25 protein-coding genes are annotated in these 20,984 nt (G+C 41.6%); 11 read left to right on the forward strand and 14 right to left on the reverse strand.

Features of this window, described 5'->3' with window-relative positions:
• Positions 1 to 33: 33 nt before the first annotated feature.
• Both GNE10_RS08290 and GNE10_RS08295 read right to left on the reverse strand, forming a co-directional pair.
• Positions 34 to 585 (reverse strand): DUF2231 domain-containing protein, encoded by a 552-nt coding sequence (locus tag GNE10_RS08290; protein WP_099066814.1) that lies wholly within the window; start codon positions 583 to 585, stop codon positions 34 to 36.
• Positions 586 to 849: 264 nt separating this feature from the next.
• Positions 850 to 1,596 carry a DUF2993 domain-containing protein gene (locus tag GNE10_RS08295; protein WP_185564552.1) on the reverse strand — a complete coding sequence of 249 codons (747 nt, stop codon included), beginning with the start codon at positions 1,594 to 1,596 and terminating at the stop codon, positions 850 to 852.
• 232 nt (positions 1,597 to 1,828) lie between these two features.
• Between GNE10_RS08295 and GNE10_RS08300 the strand changes: the two genes are divergently transcribed.
• Positions 1,829 to 3,133, forward strand: coding sequence for a chloride channel protein (locus GNE10_RS08300; protein ID WP_185564522.1), 1,305 nt, complete (start codon positions 1,829 to 1,831; stop codon positions 3,131 to 3,133).
• A 48-nt stretch (positions 3,134 to 3,181) separates the two neighbouring features.
• On the opposite strand, the gene GNE10_RS08305 is transcribed toward GNE10_RS08300, so the two are convergent.
• Both GNE10_RS08305 and GNE10_RS08310 read right to left on the reverse strand, forming a co-directional pair.
• Positions 3,182 to 3,757 carry a Uma2 family endonuclease gene (locus GNE10_RS08305; protein ID WP_185564523.1) on the reverse strand — a complete coding sequence of 192 codons (576 nt, stop codon included), beginning with the start codon at positions 3,755 to 3,757 and terminating at the stop codon, positions 3,182 to 3,184.
• Between the two features lie 165 nt (positions 3,758 to 3,922).
• Positions 3,923 to 4,939, reverse strand: coding sequence for a ribose-phosphate pyrophosphokinase (locus GNE10_RS08310; RefSeq protein ID WP_185564524.1), 1,017 nt, complete (start codon positions 4,937 to 4,939; stop codon positions 3,923 to 3,925).
• A 644-nt stretch (positions 4,940 to 5,583) separates the two neighbouring features.
• On the opposite strand from GNE10_RS08310, the gene GNE10_RS08315 reads away from it, so the two are divergent.
• The 3 genes from GNE10_RS08315 to GNE10_RS08325 all read left to right on the forward strand — a co-directional run bounded on the left by GNE10_RS08315 (position 5,584) and on the right by GNE10_RS08325 (position 8,417).
• The gene (locus tag GNE10_RS08315; protein ID WP_185564525.1) at positions 5,584 to 7,308 is read left to right on the forward strand and encodes a serine/threonine-protein kinase; all 1,725 of its coding nucleotides are present in this window, start codon (positions 5,584 to 5,586) and stop codon (positions 7,306 to 7,308) included.
• 245 nt (positions 7,309 to 7,553) lie between these two features.
• Positions 7,554 to 8,228 (forward strand): dethiobiotin synthase, encoded by a 675-nt coding sequence (bioD, locus tag GNE10_RS08320; protein WP_185564526.1) that lies wholly within the window; start codon positions 7,554 to 7,556, stop codon positions 8,226 to 8,228.
• 24 nt (positions 8,229 to 8,252) lie between these two features.
• Complete coding sequence (locus tag GNE10_RS08325; RefSeq protein ID WP_185564527.1) at positions 8,253 to 8,417, forward strand: hypothetical protein; 165 nt, start codon at positions 8,253 to 8,255, stop codon at positions 8,415 to 8,417.
• 95 nt (positions 8,418 to 8,512) lie between these two features.
• On the opposite strand, the gene GNE10_RS08330 is transcribed toward GNE10_RS08325, so the two are convergent.
• The 3 genes from GNE10_RS08330 to GNE10_RS08340 form a co-directional block, all read right to left on the reverse strand.
• Entirely contained in the window at positions 8,513 to 9,217 is a 705-nt protein-coding gene (locus GNE10_RS08330; protein ID WP_185564528.1) for a PD-(D/E)XK nuclease family protein, read from the reverse strand.
• A gap of 84 nt (positions 9,218 to 9,301) precedes the next feature.
• A complete protein-coding gene (locus GNE10_RS08335; protein ID WP_185564529.1) occupies positions 9,302 to 9,574 on the reverse strand; it encodes a type II toxin-antitoxin system RelE/ParE family toxin in 273 nt (90 codons plus the stop codon).
• Complete coding sequence (locus GNE10_RS08340) at positions 9,571 to 9,798, reverse strand: hypothetical protein (protein ID WP_260446838.1); 228 nt, start codon at positions 9,796 to 9,798, stop codon at positions 9,571 to 9,573. The genes GNE10_RS08335 and GNE10_RS08340 overlap by 4 nt, the downstream gene beginning before the upstream one ends.
• 218 nt (positions 9,799 to 10,016) lie before the next feature.
• Between GNE10_RS08340 and GNE10_RS08345 the strand changes: the two genes are divergently transcribed.
• The 4 genes from GNE10_RS08345 (at position 10,017) to GNE10_RS08360 (ending at position 13,503) form a co-directional block, all read left to right on the forward strand.
• Positions 10,017 to 10,451, forward strand: coding sequence for a hypothetical protein (locus tag GNE10_RS08345; RefSeq protein WP_185564530.1), 435 nt, complete (start codon positions 10,017 to 10,019; stop codon positions 10,449 to 10,451).
• Between the two features lie 75 nt (positions 10,452 to 10,526).
• Positions 10,527 to 12,734 carry an FxSxx-COOH system tetratricopeptide repeat protein gene (gene fxsT, locus GNE10_RS08350; RefSeq protein WP_185564531.1) on the forward strand — a complete coding sequence of 736 codons (2,208 nt, stop codon included), beginning with the start codon at positions 10,527 to 10,529 and terminating at the stop codon, positions 12,732 to 12,734.
• A 389-nt stretch (positions 12,735 to 13,123) separates the two neighbouring features.
• Positions 13,124 to 13,354: a hypothetical protein gene (locus tag GNE10_RS08355; protein WP_185564532.1), complete on the forward strand. Its 231-nt coding sequence runs from the start codon at positions 13,124 to 13,126 to the stop codon at positions 13,352 to 13,354.
• Positions 13,351 to 13,503: a hypothetical protein gene (locus tag GNE10_RS08360; RefSeq protein ID WP_185564534.1), complete on the forward strand. Its 153-nt coding sequence runs from the start codon at positions 13,351 to 13,353 to the stop codon at positions 13,501 to 13,503. Before GNE10_RS08355 ends, GNE10_RS08360 begins: the two co-directional genes overlap by 4 nt.
• A 19-nt stretch (positions 13,504 to 13,522) precedes the next feature.
• Here GNE10_RS08360 and GNE10_RS08365 read toward each other — a convergent pair whose 3' ends face one another.
• Positions 13,523 to 13,720 carry a hypothetical protein gene (locus GNE10_RS08365; protein ID WP_185564535.1) on the reverse strand — a complete coding sequence of 66 codons (198 nt, stop codon included), beginning with the start codon at positions 13,718 to 13,720 and terminating at the stop codon, positions 13,523 to 13,525.
• A gap of 56 nt (positions 13,721 to 13,776) precedes the next feature.
• On the opposite strand from GNE10_RS08365, the gene GNE10_RS08370 reads away from it, so the two are divergent.
• Positions 13,777 to 14,031 carry a hypothetical protein gene (locus GNE10_RS08370; protein ID WP_185564536.1) on the forward strand — a complete coding sequence of 85 codons (255 nt, stop codon included), beginning with the start codon at positions 13,777 to 13,779 and terminating at the stop codon, positions 14,029 to 14,031.
• A 173-nt stretch (positions 14,032 to 14,204) separates the two neighbouring features.
• On the opposite strand, the gene fabG is transcribed toward GNE10_RS08370, so the two are convergent.
• The 3 genes from fabG to GNE10_RS08385 form a co-directional block, all read right to left on the reverse strand.
• Positions 14,205 to 14,951: a 3-oxoacyl-[acyl-carrier-protein] reductase gene (gene fabG / locus GNE10_RS08375; RefSeq protein ID WP_185564537.1), complete on the reverse strand. Its 747-nt coding sequence runs from the start codon at positions 14,949 to 14,951 to the stop codon at positions 14,205 to 14,207.
• Between the two features lie 114 nt (positions 14,952 to 15,065).
• On the reverse strand, positions 15,066 to 15,410 hold the full coding sequence (locus GNE10_RS08380; protein WP_185564538.1) for a DUF5615 family PIN-like protein: 345 nt from the start codon (positions 15,408 to 15,410) through the stop codon (positions 15,066 to 15,068).
• Complete coding sequence (locus GNE10_RS08385; protein ID WP_099066829.1) at positions 15,411 to 15,740, reverse strand: DUF433 domain-containing protein; 330 nt, start codon at positions 15,738 to 15,740, stop codon at positions 15,411 to 15,413.
• Positions 15,741 to 16,139: 399 nt separating this feature from the next.
• Here GNE10_RS08385 and trxA point away from each other — a divergent pair, with 399 nt between their 5' ends.
• Positions 16,140 to 16,457: a thioredoxin gene (gene trxA / locus GNE10_RS08390; protein WP_185564539.1), complete on the forward strand. Its 318-nt coding sequence runs from the start codon at positions 16,140 to 16,142 to the stop codon at positions 16,455 to 16,457.
• A 623-nt stretch (positions 16,458 to 17,080) separates the two neighbouring features.
• Here the strand turns inward: trxA and prmA are convergent.
• The 3 genes from prmA to GNE10_RS08405 all read right to left on the reverse strand — a co-directional run bounded on the left by prmA (position 17,081) and on the right by GNE10_RS08405 (position 20,197).
• Complete coding sequence (prmA, locus tag GNE10_RS08395) at positions 17,081 to 18,001, reverse strand: 50S ribosomal protein L11 methyltransferase (protein WP_185564540.1); 921 nt, start codon at positions 17,999 to 18,001, stop codon at positions 17,081 to 17,083.
• Positions 18,002 to 18,154: 153 nt separating this feature from the next.
• Positions 18,155 to 19,735, reverse strand: coding sequence for a phosphoglycerate dehydrogenase (serA, locus tag GNE10_RS08400; protein WP_099066832.1), 1,581 nt, complete (start codon positions 19,733 to 19,735; stop codon positions 18,155 to 18,157).
• Positions 19,736 to 19,990: 255 nt separating this feature from the next.
• Complete coding sequence (locus tag GNE10_RS08405) at positions 19,991 to 20,197, reverse strand: hypothetical protein (RefSeq protein WP_185564541.1); 207 nt, start codon at positions 20,195 to 20,197, stop codon at positions 19,991 to 19,993.
• A gap of 22 nt (positions 20,198 to 20,219) precedes the next feature.
• Between GNE10_RS08405 and GNE10_RS08410 the strand changes: the two genes are divergently transcribed.
• Complete coding sequence (locus GNE10_RS08410) at positions 20,220 to 20,960, forward strand: Uma2 family endonuclease (protein WP_185564542.1); 741 nt, start codon at positions 20,220 to 20,222, stop codon at positions 20,958 to 20,960.
• Positions 20,961 to 20,984: the final 24 nt, after the last annotated feature.

A 20,984-nucleotide genomic window follows, 5' to 3' on the forward strand; every position in this document is an offset into this window, starting at 1 on the left:
ATCCCCCTCTCTCCCCATCTCCCCAGTCTGCATTTACGGATATCTCCGACTACCTGCACCGACTACACCGATTTTGTGGCGATAGGAGAGTTCAGCGCCGAACCAGCCGGAAGCGCTGGTTAATGTACCAACAATTAGGGATAAAAGCAATCCCCAAGGTAGGATTCGGGCTTCGGCGTCGCCCCAACGCAGGAGGAAGTTCAAGAGTGTCAAAACCAGGATAGAAACGTTAAGTATCAAGTGGGCCCAACCAGCAGTGCGTTTGCGGACTCGTTCGATTTTCAAAAAGTCACTCAGACCGATGGCGGCTGCAATTAAACCTCCAACTAATCCCAGTCCGATTAACCATAACGAAGCCCTGGCCCAGAAGAAATCACGAGTTAACCAGTAGCCAAAATCAGTTCCCAAGGCTAAGGCTAAAAAGGCGATGGGGAAAATTACACTCAAGGGGTGTAACGGATGTCCGGCGATGGCCACAGTGCTAGGTACGCCAGTATCACGATATTCACTATCGTTACTTTCAATAACTGGTGGAATATTTGGAAAAGGTGTTGAATTTGTTTCGGTTCTTTCTGTAGTTTCCATTATATTAGTGTCCTCAGTTTATAGTGCTGTTTTGCGAAAATTCAAGAGTCAGGATTCAGAATGGGTTACGCTTTGCTGGATTAACAGAATAGACTTCTAAAAGAAGTGGGGAAAAGGGTAAGGGGTAAAGGGGAAAGGGCAAATAAAAACCCTTTTCCATTTAACCTTTCCCCTTTCCCCCCTCTTGCAAAAGTAACTTTTGCAAGAGGTCAAATGATTAGAAAAACAAAAATTTCCAAGTTTTCTGAATTCTGAATTCTGCTTCTATTTTTCACCAGTAGGAATTTGTTCTACATAAGCTTGGGCTTGCAGGGTTAGTTTACCTAGTTGTACTTCTAGTTGGTTAACTTGTAGATTCATTCCTTCCAAATCAAAGTTACTCAAATTCAAAATTTCGCTGGTTTGATTTATCAAAGCTTTTGTCAAATCTGGTGAAATTTCTTTAGTTTCACCATACTCAACATTTTCCAGCGAAACACTTTTTCCGTTACCACTAATGGTCGGTACTGCTGAAAAAGCAATTTGTTGATTTTCGCCTGTTTCTGCTAATTTAACCCTGGCATTTAGCGCTACTTTTCCATCACCAGGTAGTCGAAAGTCTACATGTTGCGGTTCAATAGTCCTTTGTTCACCGTTAATCTGTATTTTTTGATTTTGTAGCTGCGATCGCACATATTCAGAGTTGAAAGCGCGGTTAATGTCAGCTTCAGTTAAAACAACTCGTGTATTAGCTTCAGTAGGTTTTGTGAGTTCGATTTTGCCAAAAGCCACACTTAAAGGATTGATGGCAACGCTATTCATTTGCATTTCTAGTTCCTCCATGCGGAGGTCTTTTTGCATTACTAAACCTTCACCTTCAATGGTGACTGCATCTACCTGTCCTTGAACTACTTTCAGTGGATCGGTTTTGATATTTACATCTAATTTTTCTACTTCATCTAACTGGCTAGATAATCCTATTTCTGCCGCTTTATTCAGCGCCTGTTCTCCTAATCCAGGACTGTCTGGCATTACTAAATTAACTCCTACTTGAAATATCATATCCTTGAGTCAATTTAATAAATTCACATCAGAATTTTATCTATCTGGCGATGTACTAAAGTTCTAAATTCCGTCTATCTAAAAGTATAAGTGGATAATTTTTTAAATTTTTTTGTGTTGATAATTTTTGAACTCATATTACATTATTATCATAAATGTCAATAAATTATGACATTTGATTATTTCAGTTAGGAAATCAGCAGTGCTACCAAATAAGCGTACTCCCACAAACCAAACTCAGCGCTGGAAGTTTTTACAACTTTTTGGACTGGTAAGACGTAATCCTCTTTTCATTTCTCGGTGGGTTTTACGCTGGGTAGTGGTGGGGACTGTTTGTGGTCTATTTGCTGGTTTGTACTGGAATATTCTGGAATTAATGACTCACCAACTAGAAAGATTTGAGGGTGTGAGTCTGCTAATAGTGATGCCAATAGCGGGATTAATTGTTGGCTTGGTAATTCATTTTTTGGGCAATCCTGGGGAAATTGCCGTCATTGTTGATAATATTCATTTTCGTGGCGGGCGTTTGGATGCACGAAAAAATCCGGCGATGATTCTCGCGTCTTTGATGAGTATTGCTGCTGGGGGTAGTGCAGGGCCGGAAGCCCCATTAGTACAGGTTACAGGATCTTTTGGTACATGGGTGAGCGATCGCCTTGGTCTTGAGGGCGAAGAACTCAGATCCACGAGTTTAGCAGCAATGGCAGCTGGCTTTACCGCCTTGTTTGGCGCACCATTAGGTGGGGCGATGTTTGCCTTAGAAATTCTGCACCATCAGCATATCGTAGAATACTACGAAGCTTTAATGCCAGCGATCGTTTCTAGTTGCGCTAGTTATTTAGTATTTGCCTTCATCACCCATTTGGGAATTGCTCCGACTTGGTATTTTCCCCAATACCGTTTAGAGAACATCAATGATTTTGCTTTGGCTATCCTATTTGGAATTATCGGCGCTGTTGCAGGTTGGATTTTTATGGGCATTTTTCGCGGCTGTGATAGACTTTTAGCGATGGTTCCTGGGCCAGTTTATCTACGCACCACATTAGCCGGATTTTGCTTAGGTACTTTAGCAGCCTTCTTACCCCTAACCCGTTATTTCGGACATGAAGAATTAGAATCAGTCCTAAGAGCTGATTTTTCAGTTGTTTTTTTGTTAATTTTAGCTTTGGGTAAAATGGCATCCATCAGCATTACAGTCACTGGCGGGTGGCGTGGTGGTTTTATTATTCCGTTATTTTTTACTGGTGCTTGTATTGGTAAAGCGATCGCAATTTTAATTCCTGGTTTAAATCCTGCACTAGCTATGATTTGTACAATGGCAGCTATCAATGCAGCAGTGACACGCACACCCATAAGTACAACTTTGTTGTTATCAAAATTGACTAATTTTAGTCCTTTTACACCAATCCTGTTTGCTAGTTTGATTGGGTTTTTTCTCGCACCAAAGGTTCCCTTAATAGCTTCTCAACTTAAATCACAACAATCTGTTAAGGAGATACAAAGTTAAAATTTAAAATACTAAAGATGGATGAGCTGCTCTGAGTGTCAATCGCTTCTACAATAATTTTTTTAAAGGCAACATAAAACCAGGCACAACATCTTCTCCACTTAAGGTTGCTGTTGCTGGATATTGAGTAATTGAACCATCCCGACGATAAACTAAAGCTTGCTGATTTCTACTATCAATTAACCATCCTAATTGCACACCATTAGCAATATATTCTTCCATCTTGGCTTTAAGTTTTGTCAAGCTGTCATTTTTAGAACGAATTTCAATCACAAAATCGGGTGCTAAGTTAATAAATTTGTTTTCTTGTTCATCCCAACCTTTTGGTAAACGTCCTTTAGCGACAAAAGCCGCATCAGGAGAACGCACTGCTGTATTTGCTAATCTAAAACCTGTACTTGGCCCAAAAACTTCACCTAAATCTTGACTTTCTACCCAATTCAATAGATAGGCTCCCGCTTTGATTTCTCGATTACCTGAAATTCCACCAGTTGGGGGCATAGTTTCTAACGTTCCATTAGCATTGCGTTCAAACCGTAGTTCTGGGTTTTGAAAGCTCATCAACATTAATTCTTCGTCAGTGACAGTATACAAAGACTCTACTGTTACTTGTTCGCCGGTCATAATAATGTTATTGCAAGCTTAATGGACACTTCAATTTTAAACTCAGATTCCATTATCTTTTAAGAATCTGTAGCTTTACTTGATAAATAAAAAATTAAGCATGAAGAATTAAGTTTTTAGACTTCATTCTTCATGCCTTTAACGTTAATGAAACTGTTTTATTGACTAGCGAAACATGCTACTGACTGAAGTATCTTCATGAATTCGCCAGATAGTTTCTCCTAAAAGATTAGCCACTGACAGCACCACTAGTTGAGGAAAACGATTGCTTTCTGGTATGGGAATCGTGTTTGTGATGATAACTTCTTCAAACAACCCACTGGATAAGCGCTCCACAGCAGGTGGAGAGAACACTGCATGGGTAGCACAGGCGTATACCTGACGCGCTCCTTCTTCGCGCAGTAGTCGCGCTCCTTCGGCGATTGTACCACCGGTGTCGATCATATCGTCCACCAAGACTGCGGTTTTGCCTTTAACATCGCCAATCACATTTAAGACTTCTGCAACATTGTGTGCTTGACGACGTTTGTCAATAATTGCTAGTGGGGCATCATTGAGCTTTTTGGCAAATGCTCTGGCTCGTGCAACACCACCAACATCTGGAGAGACAACCACAAGGTCGGGCAGTTGTTTGCTGGCCAGATAATCTAACAATACTGGCGAACCGTAAACATGATCGAAGGGTATATCGAAATAGCCCTGAATTTGAGCCGAGTGCAAATCCATTGCTAGAACGCGGTTAGCACCTGCTTCTGCGATCAAGTTAGCAACTAGCTTGGCGGTTATTGATTCTCGTCCTGCGGTTTTGCGATCGGCGCGGGCGTACCCATAGTAGGGAATTACAGCCGTGACTTGTCGTGCAGAAGCTCGACGACAAGCGTCAACCATGATCAATAATTCCATCAAGTGATCGTTTACCGGTTGACAGCATGGCTGGATTAAATAGACATCACAACCCCGAATCGATTCTTGAATTTGAACGTAAAGTTCTCCATCCGCAAATCTTTTGCGGATCATTGGCCCCAAGTCCATGCCCAGGTAACGAGAGACTTCTTGAGACAGTTGGAGATTGGCAGAACCAGAAAACAGCCGCAGGCGATGATTATCAGTCAGTCTTGTTGCGGATGCTTCCACTTTGAAAGTTGCAGAACTGAGCACAGCAGATCCTCGATGTGCATTCATAGCAATATTATCATTAGAGATTTTATAGATTTAACCAAGAAATAGCCTAAAAAAACATCTGTGAGTTTTATTGAAGCTTCAATACAAAATTTAAACATTTTTCCATAAAATTATCATTTGGTAATTCTCTAATTTTCTTGGCTTACAAACTATTGATACCTTTTGTGGTATTAAGTCAAGTCTGTCCACTAGACTAGTGGAATTTTTTTGGTGTTGAGGTAAATAACGCTAATCCCTCAAACATTGGTGTGATAGATAGATTATTCTAACTACCTCATTTATAACTGAGAGCAAAGTAATTACAACTTAAGTGATATTGAAATTTTTCAAAGACAGAACAAGGCTTGTGACTCAGGATTCAGGTGGTATTGTATTATATCCTACGATTTTAACCGCAAATAAATAAACTGACAGATTTAATTCTACGTTCTAAATAACACAATGAAAACCGAAAATACCCGTATTTAACGAAATTCCGATGTTGACGGTTGACAGTTAATACTCATCAGTCATCAGTCAACATTCAACGTCAAATTCTTTTTCGTAAGGTAAAATATCGCTGCATGTAACTGTCGGTCACCACTGAGACTTAATCTTTGTCGGTGACTTACTCCTCGGTTGCCATTACACTCAATCATTCGATCATGCAATCACCCATTACAGTTGGTACTGTCTTACAAAACCGTTACCGAATCATTCAAATTCTCGGACAGGGGGGATTTGGTAGAACCTATCTGGCAGAAGACCAGAGGCGTTTTAACGAGCTTTGCGCCATCAAGGAATTGATTTCAACAGCAATGGAGCCTGCGGCTTGGGAAAAGGCGCAAGAGCTTTTTCACCGAGAGGCTGCTATCTTATATCAAATCGAACACCCACAAGTGCCAAAATTTCGAGAAAGATTTGAACAAGACCAACGCTTATTTTTGGTGGAGGACTACGTTGCAGGTCAGACTTACCGGACTCTGTTGGCTGAGAAGCAAGCTGTGGGTCAAACTTTCACAGAAGCAGAAGTATTTGGGTTAATTCAGTCTTTGTTGCCTGTTTTAGAGCATATTCATAGCCGAGGAATTATTCATCGGGATATCTCCCCAGAAAATATTATTTTGCGAGATCGCGATGGTAAGCCTGTGTTAATTGATTTTGGGGTGGTAAAAGAACTGGCAACGCGTTTACAATCCCCTGAGAGTGTAATGCCAGTAACCAGTGTGGGAAAATTAGGCTACTCTCCGAGCGAACAAGTACAAACAGGAGGGGCCTATCCTAGTAGTGATTTGTATGCATTAGCGGTGAGTGCGATTGTTTTGTTGACTGGTAAAGAACCAAGAGATTTATTTGATGAAAATCAAGTAACTTGGAATTGGCAGCAGTGGGCACAAGTAAATCCAAGATTTGCCCAGGTTTTGAATCGGATGTTAAATCATATTCCCAGCGATCGCTACCAAACTGCTGCTGATGTATCGCAAGCATTACAATCTTTGCAGCAACCAAGCGCCCCTAATCCTGATTTTTCCAATTTGCAAACAATGGCTGTCGGTCGTCGCCCTGATTTGGTGACACCAGCAGCTTCACCAAAAAAACCTGCTCCCGTAATTCCACCAAGTCAGAGTAGCTCAGTTTTGGATAATCCCTTAGCGATCGCTGCAATTGGTGGTGTTGTAGTGATCTTAGCGGGATTTGGTTCTTGGGCATTAGTAAGTTCCATTCGCAGCCAATCAAAACCACAACCAGAGCAAACGCTTCCCCAAAATTTTCCTTCACCAGTAATTTCTGGTGGTACTACATTCACCTCCACACCCACACCTACACCCACACCTACTCAAGAACAACCTGTTATATCTACTAAGCGTTTGAATTTGGGAACATTTAACGCCATCGCAGTTGAAGGTAATATCAAAGCGAATCAAATCAACCGCTATACTTTTGTTGCCCAGGAAGGACTGAAGTTAAGTACATTTTTGGAGCCAGGAACCAGTGTTTTGCTAACAGTATTAAATCCCAATCAACAACCAATTGATAATAATGCAGTGCGAGTTATATCCTATGAAGGTACATTACTACTTCCTGGTGTATATACTGTTGAATTAATTCTGCCTCCAGGAGTTGCCGAAAGTAATTATAATCTGAATATTGGATTACAAAAACTCATTCCATCTACACCCACACTCAGTCCCACACCAACCCCAACCATAACTCCCACAGAAACTCCATTGCCAATTCCCACAGAAACTCCATTGCCAATTCCTACAGAAACTCCGTTACCATTTCCCACACCAACTCCTACGCTAATTCCCACTCCAGAACCAGAAAACAATACTCCATTGATTGATAGCACACCTACACTAACTCCCGATCCAACTATTTCACCTTAAAAGCTAGATAATTGGGGATTAGTTTCCAGGAAAATCTGCTTTTTTTGTAACATGAAAGCATCATTGTAACGATGAATTTAATTGTGCGAATTGTACTAAAATGATTTATTAGTGATGAGGCTTTATTTTCCCATCGCTAATAACTACAGCAGAATTCAGAAGTAAAACAAACTCTGTGTTTGGCTTTTACTTCAACTGAAATTTGGTGTAATAATCAAAAAACGTTAATTATTTAGCAATCATTGTTGAACGCATTACTGATTACTGCAACTGATACCGAGGCTGGTAAAACTGTTTTAACCACAGCGTTAGCAGCCTATTGGCAAAAACATTACCCGCAGCGTAGCTGGGGAATCATGAAACCGATTCAATCAGGGATTGGCGATCGCGAATGGTATGAAAATCTATTCGCCCTAGAACAATCGCCCGAAGAAATTACACCATTGTATTTTCAAGCGCCCTTAGCCCCTCCCATCGCCGCAGCACGAGAAAATCGCCGAGTAGATTTAGCAATTGTGTGGCAAGCCTTATCTAAATTGCGATCGCAGCGTGATTTTGTGCTGGTAGAAGCCTTGGGTGGGTTGGGTTCCCCCGTCACAGAAGAATTAACAGTAGCCGATTTAGCCGCAGAATGGCGTTTACCAACAGTATTGGTAGTGCCAGTGAGATTAGGAGCGATCGCTAGTGCAGTGGCGAATGTGGCATTGGCTAGACAATCCCGCGTCCATCTCAAAGGCATTGTATTGAATTGCGTACAGCCCCGTTCAGATGCAGAAATAGCCGACTTGACGCCACCACAATTGATTCAATCATTAACTAACGTCCCAGTTTTAGGCTGTTTACCTTATGTAGACAACCCCACTGATTTAGAAAAACTTGCTCAAATAGCATCAGATTTAGATTTAGAAAGACTAGTGTAAATTGCAAAAAACTTTTCTATTCTTATGAGTGTAGAATTCCAAAGCGAAAAAGACAAAGGAAAGACAAGCACTAGCATAGAAATCAATCAACAAACAGAAAACGAAAAAATTCTATGTTCTCATTGTCAGCGCACCACTACCAACGGTATTAAATGTAAAGGCATTTGTGTCGCTGATAGTGATTATTAGAGGATGTTTGAAAAATCATGATTTGGGGAAAGGGAAAATACCAAACCTTTCCCCCTTTACCCTTACCCTTTTCCCAACTTCTGCAAGAAGTTTAATTACGAGTTGTCATAATTGCGAAAACTTCTGCGCTGCCAAAATTCGGCGAGTCTTTTTTCCCATTCTTGCCAGTAATCTTTTATCGCTGTTGGTTCAAACCAAAATACTTCGGCTGGCATTTCTGGAATTGCTACTACCAACAAAGCATGATTTAGCTCAATGCCATAATCTCGATAATAGTTGTTAATTGCTCCAATGTATGCTGTAATTTGCAGTGGATGTTCGTATAAATGCTCGATTGAACCTTTTGGTTTATCTGCTGTTTTCCACTCGCAAATACAGGGGATGCCTTGATAACTGGCAATGCAATCTACTTTGCCAGAATAGCTCAAATCGTAATGAAAAACCGAGCCTTCCACAAGTCTGATTGTGTCGATTTCTGCTAAAACTGGCTGAATACTTTCCCAATAAGGGCGACTAGCTTCGGGACAAACAGGATTTTGTCCAAGCAGGTAACGCTCAATTTGTTTGTGTGTTTGGGTTCCGCGACGACTGGCGTTTGTAGATATGCGGGTGGCTGCTTCTGTTCCTACACGCGCTTTCCAATTTAATAATCTGTCTCTATCTGCTTGGGGTTTGGTGACATTAAGTATTGTGGTGACGCTGGGAAAGCGGTTTCCCTTGGCATCTACATAATATTGTTTACCATTTTCTCTGAGGGTTTTACTATTAATTCGAGGTAGTAGTTGGGGATTAAATTGCATTTGTAATTCGTAATGGGCTACGCCCCGCTACGCTAAGGTAATACTCGCCTCCGGCGAGAAGCAAGCTACGTAATTAAGATGGTTTTATTTTGGGAAATAACGATAAATATCTTTCCGGTGCAGCACTCGCTGAAATATGACTGTTTCTCCATCAAAAATAAATCCTATACGATAATCACCGACGCGGATGCGATAAGCATTTTCATAACCCTGAAGTTTTTTGATGTTAGTAATTTCTTCAAAGGTTAATAGTTGTGGTATTTCTTCAAAAGCAAGGATTCTAATAGTCTCGTAGTAAGGTGTACTTTTCAAAGCCTTCATATCCTTGATAAAGCTGGGTAGATATTGGGTAATCACTCTTGTTCTAGTTGTGCTAATGCTTCATCTATATTTAGAGGGATTTCATGTTTTACTGCTTTCATTGCTAAGATAAGTCCTTCATCTTCAATAGCTTCTAGCAAGCGTAGATAGTCATCAAAATTTATGACTACTTTGCGGATATTACCTTCCATATCAGTAATCAGTTCTTGAGCAAAAGGGTATTTATCAGTTTGCATTTGGGTTGTGATTTTATTAGTCATATTATGACTTTAGCGTTATTAGCGTAACGCATCAGTTAAAGGTTTTGGTGCTTTAGGCTAGGCCATAACACAACGCCAGTCGGCTCAAATCGAGAAACCCGCTTTTAGGAGAGGGTTAACGTTAAAAACCACGTTTAGGCAAACAAAATCAACAAATGTGGCAACGAGGCTAGGCTAGAATAGCTTTCAGTGGAATTTCGGTTGTTATTCAAAAAACTATGGAACCTGTAACACTAACGGCTGTTGCAACTGCGATCGCTACTATAGTTTTAACTAAAGCCTTAGAAAAAACTGGCGAAAAGCTTGGGGAAGCAGGGTTAGAAGCAAGCGGTAAATTAATCGCACAGTTACGTAATAAAAATAAATTGCCCTTGTTAACAGAGGCGACACCAGAAAATACACAGCCGCCGTTAGATTATGGCAAAGCAGTACTAGAGTTGAAAGCCGCAGCAGACGCAGATAGCGAAATTGCTCAATCTGTGGGAGAAGTCGAAGCAGCCGCAAACGCCGATCCTCAAGTCGCGCCGAAAGTCCAGGCGTTAGCAAATGAGCTAAACCCGCAATCAAAAGGTGTGATCAATAATGCAAAGGTAGCTGAATCTATTGAAAAATTAGTTCAGGTAGGTACTAACTATGGTGGTATCCACTTCTGACTACAGTCGCCTGTTGGGAAACAGGTAAAGTTAAATACCTCTACCGAAATACCGCAAAATTTACCCCTGAGTGGCGTGGTGGAGTTTGTTGGACGTGAAAAAGATTTGCAAAATCTCCACCAGCTTTTGCAGGAAAACGAACAGGTGGCGATAGCTGCTGTTGCTGGTATGGGTGGAGTTGGTAAAACAGAACTTGCCCTACAATATGCCAGAAATCACCGGGAAACTTACAAGGGTGGAATTTGCTGGTTGCTGGCAAAGGTTGGTGATGTGGGCATTCAAGTTGTGCAGTTTGCCAGAACTCATCTTGATTTAAACCCGCCAGATAATTTAACAGACGATCCTAACCAAAAATTACTCGCGCAAGTGCAATATTGCTTTCAGCATTGGCGTGAGGAGGGCGATGTGCTGCTAGTGTTAGACGATGTTGGGGAATATCAGCAGGTTAAGCCTTATTTACCCTCGTCATCTTCCCGGTTTAAAGTGTTGATTACCACGCGCCAATACTTGGGAGCATCTATTAAGCAATTATTCCTGGATGTATTGCAACCAGAAGCGGCGTTGGAGTTATTAAAGTCGTTTTTTAAAGAAACACCACAGCGAATTGAGCAAGAATTAGTTGTGGCAAATCAGTTGTGTGAGTGGTTGGGATATTTGCCTTTGGGTTTGGAATTAGTGGGGCGATATCTGAAGCGCAAAGTAGATGTTTCTTTAACAGAAATGTTGCGACGGTTGGAGAAAAAGCGACTAGAACAACGCGCTTTAGATAAACCAGAAGGCGACATGACTGCACAACGGGGTGTGTTAGCAGCCTTTGAGTTGAGTTGGCAAGAATTAAACGACGATGATAAGCAGTTGGGCTGTTTATTGAGTTTATTTGCATCCGCGCCTATAGCTTGGGATTTGGTGGAACAGTGTTTAGCAGAGGAAGATGAGGAAGAGTTAGAGGAAATTCGGGACGATAAGTTATTGAATTTGCATTTACTCCAGCGCAAAGGTGAGGGAGTTTACCAATTACATCCACTGTTGCGCGAGTTTTTCCAATATAAGCTTACAGGTTTAGAACAGGCAGAGGAATTAAAGCGATCGCTTTGCCGGGTAATGGTAGCAGTTGCTAAAGATATTCCTCAAGACCCCATCCTTGAGCAAATCAACGCTGTCTCCTTCGCCATACCTCATATAGCTGAAGTAGCAAATAATTTAATTCAATACGTCAGTGATGAAGATTTAACTTCGCCTTTCATGGGTAATATTAAATTTTACAATGGTCAAGGATTGTATACCCAGGCAACACCTTGGTGTCAGCAGTGTCTAGAAATCACAAAAAAACGTCTAGGCGAAGAACATCCATCTGTCGCCTCTAGTCTCAACAACCTGGCGTTCCTCTACAATTCCCAAGGCAGATACAGCCAAGCCGAACCCCTTTATCAACAAGCTTTAGCACTTAGCTGTAAGCTGCTGGGTGAAGAACATCCATCTGTCGCCACTAGCCTCAACAACCTAGCGGGACTCTACAAATCCCAAGGCAGATACAGCGAAGCCGAACCCCTTTATCAACAAGCTTTAGCACTTAGGTGTAAGCTGCTGGGTGAAGAACATCCATCTGTCGCCACTAGCCTCAACAACCTAACGGGACTTTACAAATCCCAAGGCAGATACAGCGAAGCCGAACCCCTTTATCAACAAGTTTTAGCACTTAGGCGTAAGCTGCTGGGCGAAGAACATCCAGATGTCGCCACTAGCCTCAACAACCTAGCGTTACTCTACAAGTCCCAAGGCAGATACAGCGAAGCCGAACCACTTCATCAACAAGTTTTAGCACTTAGGCGTAAGCTGCTGGGCGAAGAACATCCAGATGTTGCCACTAGCCTCAACAACCTAGCGTTACTCTACAAGTCCCAAGGCAGATACAGCGAAGCCGAACCCCTCTATCAACAAGCTTTAGCACTTAGCCGCAAGCTGCTGGGCGAAGAACATCCATCTGTCGCCACTAGCCTCAACAACTTAGCGTTACTCTACAACTCCCAAGGCAGATACAGCGAAGCCGAACCCCTCTATCAACAGGCTTTAGCACTCAAGCGTCAACTGCTAAGTGAAGAACATCCATCTGTCGCAGTTAGCCTCAACAACCTAGCGGCACTCTACAAGTCCCAAGGCAGATACAGCGAAGCCGAATCCGTTTACATCCAAGCATTAGATATTTTTGAGAGATGCTTAGGGACAAATCATCCTAATACTATTAATTGTCGTAAAAATTTAGCAGATTTGCGCGATTTTCTTTAATCACAATAGCAAAATTCAAGTTCCCAACCTCATCAATCAAGCTTTTATCTCCAAGTTTCCTGTTCTGAACTCGAAGTTTCATGTTTTAAACAAGAACGTTTCTGTTTCAACTGAGAACGTTCCTGTTTTAAACGAGAATGTTCTTGTTCCAAGTGAGAATGTTCCTGTTTTAAATGAGAATGTTCTTGTTCTAAAGTGGAATGATGGTGTTCTGAGGGCGTAGGCGTAGCCCGTCGCAGACATCACTCTCCCTTTTTACTCGAAGTTTCTTGTTCCCAGGTAAAATAATGGTGTTCTGGGGACGTAGGCGTAGCCCGTAAGAGATATTACTCCACTCCAGTTTAATTGGAGAAGGATCTGACCCACAATAGATTAGTACAAAATTACCGATGAATCAAGAACTGACTCAAGCGATCGCCTCTGAAATTCAGTTATTTCAGAATATCGAACAAAAAGAAAACTTTCTATTTTTACTCGGTGCTTTAATTGCTAAAGTAATTAGCTTAAAAAAAGCTGCGGAAGTCATGCAGCTAGAACCAGCAGAATTACTCAAGATTCTAGACTTGATGGGAATTGAGTTTTCATATCTCTGTGAAGAAGATGTTGCTTTAGAAAAATGAAATTTTGGGCAGCCTGTAAACTAAGTGAAGGCGACTATTTGCAATTTAAAGAAAAACTGTTTGCTGAAGAAACAGTTGCTAGCTTATATGCCAAAATTAAAGATTTTCAAGATGAGGGTAATAAACAATCTCCAGAATCAAACCTATAGCCATAAAATTAGAGATCTATCAGATGGCGTAGGTGTAGCCCGTGGAAGACATCGCTCCACCTAAATTGTAGAATGAGGTGCGATCACTTTTATGTTTTTGTTGATAATGCACAGCGATCGCTCCACTTGAGATTGTAAACCGACAAGCGATCGCCTTTGATAGTTGAGAAATGGTTGCGATCGCCATCGCTTTTTGAGCCACAATGGATACAACCATAGGGAGTCCATAGAACAAACAATAGCTAAGAAGAAACCAAACCAGGAGAAGGCTTGATGCAATCAGCATTACGCATTGAAACTAAAGTTTTACCAGGCAACAAAATTGAAATCACCTTGCCTGCCGATACACTCTTAACCTCTGTAGGACAAACTATTGAGGTAATTGTCCTGATACCACAAAAAACGACACTAGAAGAACAATCGATTATCCACCTGCTTGAAGAAATCCACAAACAGCGTCCTGTTGGCAGAAGTGTAGAAGAAATCAATCGAGACCTCGAAGCAGAACGAGATGCATGGGACAACTAATTCTGCCCGTTGTGATTCTAGATGAGGTGCTGACATCATGAGCGATCGCTTTTATCTTTTAAACTCGACATTCCAAGTTGCAAATACCTTGCTACGGGCGTACAGCTGTACGCCCCTACAAGCTATTTATTAATTGCAAAGTATTGTACAAACGCGATTTATCACGTCTCTTTTCACGCCATTACCATCCCACCATCAACATTAAATACTTGTCCGGTGATGTAAGCTGCGGCGGGGTCTGCGGCGAGGAACCGCACCATCCCAGCTACTTCTTCTGGTTGACCAAAGCGACTGAGGGGGATGAATTTGAGAATATCTTCGGTGTTGTTAAGGTCGCTAGTCATGTCGGTGGCGATGAAACCAGGGGCGACGGCGTTAACGGTGATGCCACGAGATGCAAGTTCTTTGGCGACGGTTTTGGTAAAACCAATGACACCTGCTTTGGCGGCGCTGTAGTTTGCCTGACCTGGGTTGCCCATTTGCCCAGCAACGGAGGTAATGCTGATAATCCGCCCCGATCGCTGTTTGAGCATGATTTTACTGACGGCGCGGGTACATAAAAACACACCGGTTAAATTCAAGTCGATGACTGCTTGCCAATCTTCTGGCTTTAAGCGCAACAACAGTGTATCGCGGGTAATCCCTGCGTTGTTGACTAAAATATCCACACGCTTAAACTTTTCGGTGACGGCGTTAATTAGGGCGTCTACTTCCTGGACTTTGGAAACGTCTGCTTGGAGAGCGATGGCCTGACCTCCGGCCGTGGTAATTTCTGTAACAACAGCCTCCGCTGCCGTGCTGGAACTGGCATAATTAACTACTACGATGGCTCCTTGTGTGGCTAATTCAATGGCGATCGCTCGTCCAATTCCCCGCGAAGCACCTGTGACAATTGCGACTTTATCTTTTAATAGTGTCATTTAATATTCCTCAATCTTCAGAATACCGCGCTAATTATCTTATGGCGATTTAGGGAACATCTGAAATATTGTTTGGATAAAATCTTACTAGGATGATGCAATTTGGATCACTAATTAGCTAGATATAACTCGATTAACACGAATTAACTGTCCTTTGAAGCTTTCAACTTGAGTAATAACTTGGTGTATACGATTAGCAAAATTTTCCCAGTTACGATCGTCTCGGCAAATAATAATACCACTATGATCTGGATGATTATAATGTAATTTTAGGAAATCTGTACGATTAAGAGTTAAGATAGCACGTTCTTCCTGAGTAGCAAATTCTAACACTTGCAAATCAGGAATCTTATGATTCGCTTTTCCTGCTTCCTGTACTGTTAAAATATCATGTCCTAATGAGCGCAGAATTTCTACCACCGCACGAGGAAAATGTTCATCTGCGTAGAGACGTGCCATTTATTCTGCTTCCTCATTTTCTTTAATATCCTGTGCAATTTCCTCATTAAATGCCTCTGCATAGGCCCAAGCATTTGCTAAATCTGTTGCTGATAAACTTGGATAATTACTCAGTATATCTGTTTCACTATATCCTAAATTACGAGCATGGACTAATCCCCAAACGGGGATACGAGTGTTAATAATGCAGGCTTTTCCACTACATATTTCTGGTGTTTTCTCGATGCCCTCCCAATGATTAGCAAGGCTTTGGGAAAGAATGTTAATAATTTTAGCTTTTTCGGCTGGTGTTAATTTGAGTAATTTAGCTTCTAATTCTTTGAAGATCATAATTTTCGTAAAAATTAACTATCTATACTTATTTGTTTGCTAATGAATTTATAACGTTGAACAATATATTTATTGTTGGTTCAATTATAGCTGCGTAGGTTAGCTTGTTGTAGAGTAGACATCACCAGATTGTATAAACTGCCAACTGTGTAGACATCAATCTCATTAAATTCTGTATAATTATTCAGTTAGTTAAAATCAGTTCAAATAGACATTGAACTGGTATGCACAAAATAATAAAATTCTTCTATTTTATTAGAATTATTTAATATTTTTCCTAGCCAACTAGTCCATATTGATTAATGTAATCTTTTCGTGAGAAAAAATCATAAACATATACCGATTTTATATTCTAAGAATTACCATTGAAACAAACAATTGAAAAGCGGTGTGTATCACATGGCAACTAAAAAACAATTTAACAGCTTTGAAGAGATGCTGTCTGATTCTGATGTGCCCGTATTGGTAGATTTTTACGCTGAATGGTGCGGGCCATGCCAGATGATGGTGCCAATTTTAGAACAAGTGAATGCCCAACTCAAGGATCGTCTGCGAATTGTGAAAATTGACACGGAAAAATACACGCAATTGGCTACTCAGTATCAAATTTATGCCCTACCAACCCTAGTCTTATTCAAGAAGGGTCAGCCTGTGGAGCGCATTGAAGGTGTCAGACAAGCAGCGCAGTTAGTGGAACATCTAAAAGCATTTGTTTAAATGAAATTGAGAATTTGGTGTTAGTTCCCAAAGGCGCGAAATCTCGCGTCTTTTTTAGCTTTTCATCCAATTTTGGATTTGAGATTTTAGACTGTTATCTTATATCAAATAATTAGGGTTGTTAAGCCTCTTCCCGCTTTGGTAAGAGATTTCGAGGAGGTTTTTGGTATCTGTCGAATTACCGTTATTTTGCCGAATTAATAAGCGCTTAGTATCGCCGCCCTACTGGAAAAATCGCCATTTGATTGAACTACTAGCAACTGAAATCTTAAGCAAACATTAAGCATATCTACTTATATGTCTTGAGAAAGTAGCCTAAACATTAAGAGAATTATATTGTGTAGAAATAATAATTTTTTTTGACAAGTGAGGCAAATTATGGATAACAAACCACAAATGCCCAATAAATCTTATATTTGGGTGAATATTGATTTTGATAAGGTGAAAAATAGAATAAATATAGTGACTTCCAAGATTGAGCAAGTGATCCAAAAGTACCAATTTTCAACTAAAACTCGTGACTCTGGTAAAAGAAACAATTAGGTTGTTTGCTAATTGGACAATAGTTGCGATTGTTGACAGCAGTTTTGAGTGCTGTAATGTTTGCTGTTGAGTTTCTTTGCTTAAGAACGTCTGACATTCAAACAACACCATTCTTTGCGTTTCCAGAGAGTAGCGACTACCCAGTCATGTTTTTCTAAAGCATCGGCTACAGCTTTGGATTGTTCGAGTAAAATACCGCTGAAGATAGCCCAAGTGTTAGGCTTAGCGATCGCACTCATTTCTGGAACCAACTCAATAATCACATTAGCCAAAATATTGCAAACAATACCGTCTACTGGATTTTCCAGCAATTTTGTTAAAACGTCTATACTTCCCTGTGCAGGTATTAAACGTTCTGGGCTAATCTCATTCAAAGTACAATTGCTGATAGTTGACTGCACCGCCAAGGGGTCAGTATCCACTGCATAAACTTTCTCTGCTCCCAGTAGCAGCGCTCCGATGCCAAGGATACCAGAACCGCAACCAATATCAGCGATTACCGTATGTTCTTGTTTGCTATCATTGCTGACAAAAGATTGTGGTACTTGACTCAAACGCATTTCCAACGATTCTAAACACAACTGAGTCGTGGCATGATTTCCCGTGCCAAATGCTACACCAGGGTCAAGACGAATGACTAAGCGTTCGGTTGTTTCTGGTAATGGTAGCCAAGCGGGGTTAATCAAAAAGCGATCGCCAATTTCTTGGGGTTGCCAATATTGCTTCCAGCTAGTGGCCCAATCTTCTTCATCAATCAATTCCCACCGCAGGCTGGGAGATGAAAGCCCTACGCAAAGTGCATCTTGACGCAGCCGCAATGATAGCGCAGCCAAATCTAGTAATTGTGTTTGAATTGTCGGCAAGTAACTCCTAATTAAAGAGGAATTTCCTTTGCTTTCACTAGCCATACCACGACAGCCAAAGTCTTCCAGCCGCCAAAAGATAGAATCTTCTAGGTCTGGTTCGCATAAAATTTGTAGTTCCCACCAAGTGTTTGCCATGTTTGAGTGCTGAGTATTAGAAAGTTATGAGTTAGGAGTTAAGAGTTGGGAGTTTTCCTTTACGAGTTAAGACTTAGGAGTTAAGAGTTTTACTTTTTAACTTTTAACTCCTAACTTCTAACTCCTAACTTTTTTCACTCAGCACTGGGCACTTTACAGAGTTACTGTATAAGCGTCCCGAATGCCAGGGACTTTAATAATCTCATCTAAGATGCCCTCAGGTAAAGGGTCATCTATACTCAGAGCCATGACTGCATCACCACGGACGATTTTTCGACCGACTTGCATACTGGCAATATTCACATTGAAACTGCCAAGCAGGGAACCGAGTTTACCGATAATCCCTGGCATATCGCGGTGTAGGGTAAACAGCATATATTTACTGGGTGGGACATTAATGGGGAAACCGTCAACATCGGTGAGATGGATTTCTTTCTCGCCCAACAATGCACCAGTGACAGAATGAGTACCCAAAGTACCCGTGGCTTCTAGATGTAGAGTACCGGCATAATCTCTAATGGAAGCATCGCGGGTTTCAATGACGCGAATACCCCGTTCTTTGGCTTCGATGCTGGCATTGACGTAATTTACCCGTTCCCGCAAAGCTTGATAAAGTAGTCCTTTGAGGGCAGCTACTACCAAAGGCTGACTTTTATTGGTTGCAAGTTCGCCTTGGAGTCGCACATTCAATACTTCTACTCGTCCACCGGCTAGCTGTCCCACCAGATTACCTAGAGTTTCTGCTAGTTGCATGTAGGGTTTGAGTTCTTCTAAAACATCGGGGCCGAGTCCGGGGATGTTGACGGCGGAACGTGCGGGTAGTCCTAAGAGTACATCTCGAATTTGTTCGGCGACATCAATGGCTACATTGACTTGGGCTTCTGTGGTGGATGCTCCCAAGTGGGGGGTGAGGATGACTTCCTTGCCTAGCGATCGCAATTCTGATTCACCCAGTGGTTCCGACTCGAACACATCCAAGGCTGCACCTGCAATTTTACCAGCTTTGATGGCTGCTGCTAAAGCTGTTTCTTCAATGATCCCACCACGAGCGCAGTTGACGATCCTGACTGTGGGTTTCATCTTTGCCAAGGTTACGGCATTGATTAAGTGGGTAGTTTCTGGGGTTTTTGGGATGTGTAGGGTGATATAATCTGCTTGCTGGAAGAGTAAATCCAGTTCTACCAACTGACAGCCAATTTGTTCGGCTCGTTCTGTGGAGATAAAGGGGTCGTAGGCTAGTAATTTCATCCCCATTGCCTTAGCCACAGCGGCCACATGGGAACCAATTTTACCCAAACCGACAATACCAAGGGTTTTTTTGTAAACTTCTGCGCCGATAAAGCTATTGCGATCCCATGCACCGCGTTTCACCGAAGCGTTGGCATCGGGGATATGGCGAGACAAAGCTAAAATCATTGCTACAGCGTGTTCAGCAGCAGCGATGGTGTTTCCTTCTGGAGAATTAACTACCACAATTCCTCGGCGTGTGGCGGCGGGAACATCCACATTATCCACACCCACACCGGCACGACCGATGATTTTTAGTTGCGTACCAGCTTCAATAATTTCTTGGGTGACGCGCGTACCAGAACGAATCATTAGCGCGTCGTACTCTCCAATAATTTCTATTAGTTCTGCTGGTTTTAGACCTGTTTTGACATCAACAGTAGCAACTTGGGAGAGAATGTCAATTCCAGCTGGGTCAATGGAATCAGAGACAAGAACCTTAGACATGATTAGTTTATTTAAAGCTACAGGTTTTGCTGCACAAGACTTTTTAGTTTAGTCTTTATCTGTCGCAATTCAGCAAAAATTATCCGTTTTAATATCAACTTAACCTTGAGTTACACTCTGTGGTGATACGGGAGCGCTAGTTGCTTGTGGTGATGGCTGCTGCCTCCTAGTGTTTGTAAATGAGTGGGTGTTTGCACTACCCTGTCGCTAAATATAAAGCATCAATGGCAGAGAACTCGATATATTTATCAATAGTTAAGAGTTACCAAAAATTTTGCCTGCTTCAGCAAGTTTGCGGAATGCGCCAGATGGGAACATCAACATCATCTGGGCTTTTTGTTTGCTTGTACAGGTACGTAGACATTGGCTTTTATTTTGTGCGATCGCTCCTATTGATTTGTGAGAACATGTCTTGCACTGGAAATCGCTATAATTCTGGTGAGGCAAAAAACCAAGTATCATTTGAGTTTTGGGAAAACCAACTATGTTAGAGTACAACTTGCCAAGGTACTTGCCCTCAGCCGAGGAACTACCGGACTCTGATGAAACCCCTGTGGATAATGAACTACAAGAATTGATACCAGGTTTGCTCAAGGCAATACTGCTAATACTTTGGGCAGAACGCATGGACTGGTTCTTTGGCATAGATATGGGTATTTATTATCACCCCGATAAACCTGCCATCGTGCCAGATGGGTTTTTGAGCTTAGGAGTAGAAAGGTTTTATGATGAGGAACTACGCCCTAGTTATGTGCTGTGGGATGAAAACGTTCTACCGATTTTAGTATTAGAAGTTGTTTCCCAAAATTATCGCAAAGAATATAGTACAAAATTGGATGAATATGCAGCATTAGGTGTACTTTACTACGTCATTTATTCTTCTCGCCGCCGCCGCAAACCACGCCTGGAAGTACATAAGTTAGTTAATGGTAAGTATGAATTACAGCAGGGTAACCCTGTTTGGCTACCAGAAATTGGTTTAGGAATTGGTTGCGAAAGGGGCAATTATTCGGGAGTAACGCGGGAATGGATGTATTGGTATGATGAGGCTGGAAAACGCTATCCCACACCAGCAGAACAAATTAAACAAGAAGCACAACGCGCTCAACAAGAAGCACAACGCGCTCAACAGGAAGCACAACGCGCTGAAATTGCAGAACAACGCGTTCAACAATTGGCAGAACAATTAAAAGCGCTGGGAATAGATCCGGATAATTTAGGTTAGCTAAATATTTGAAAATGTTTTCAA

This window comes from Nostoc sp. 2RC, assembly GCF_014222165.1.
GTDB lineage: Bacteria > Cyanobacteriota > Cyanobacteriia > Cyanobacteriales > Nostocaceae > Nostoc > Nostoc linckia.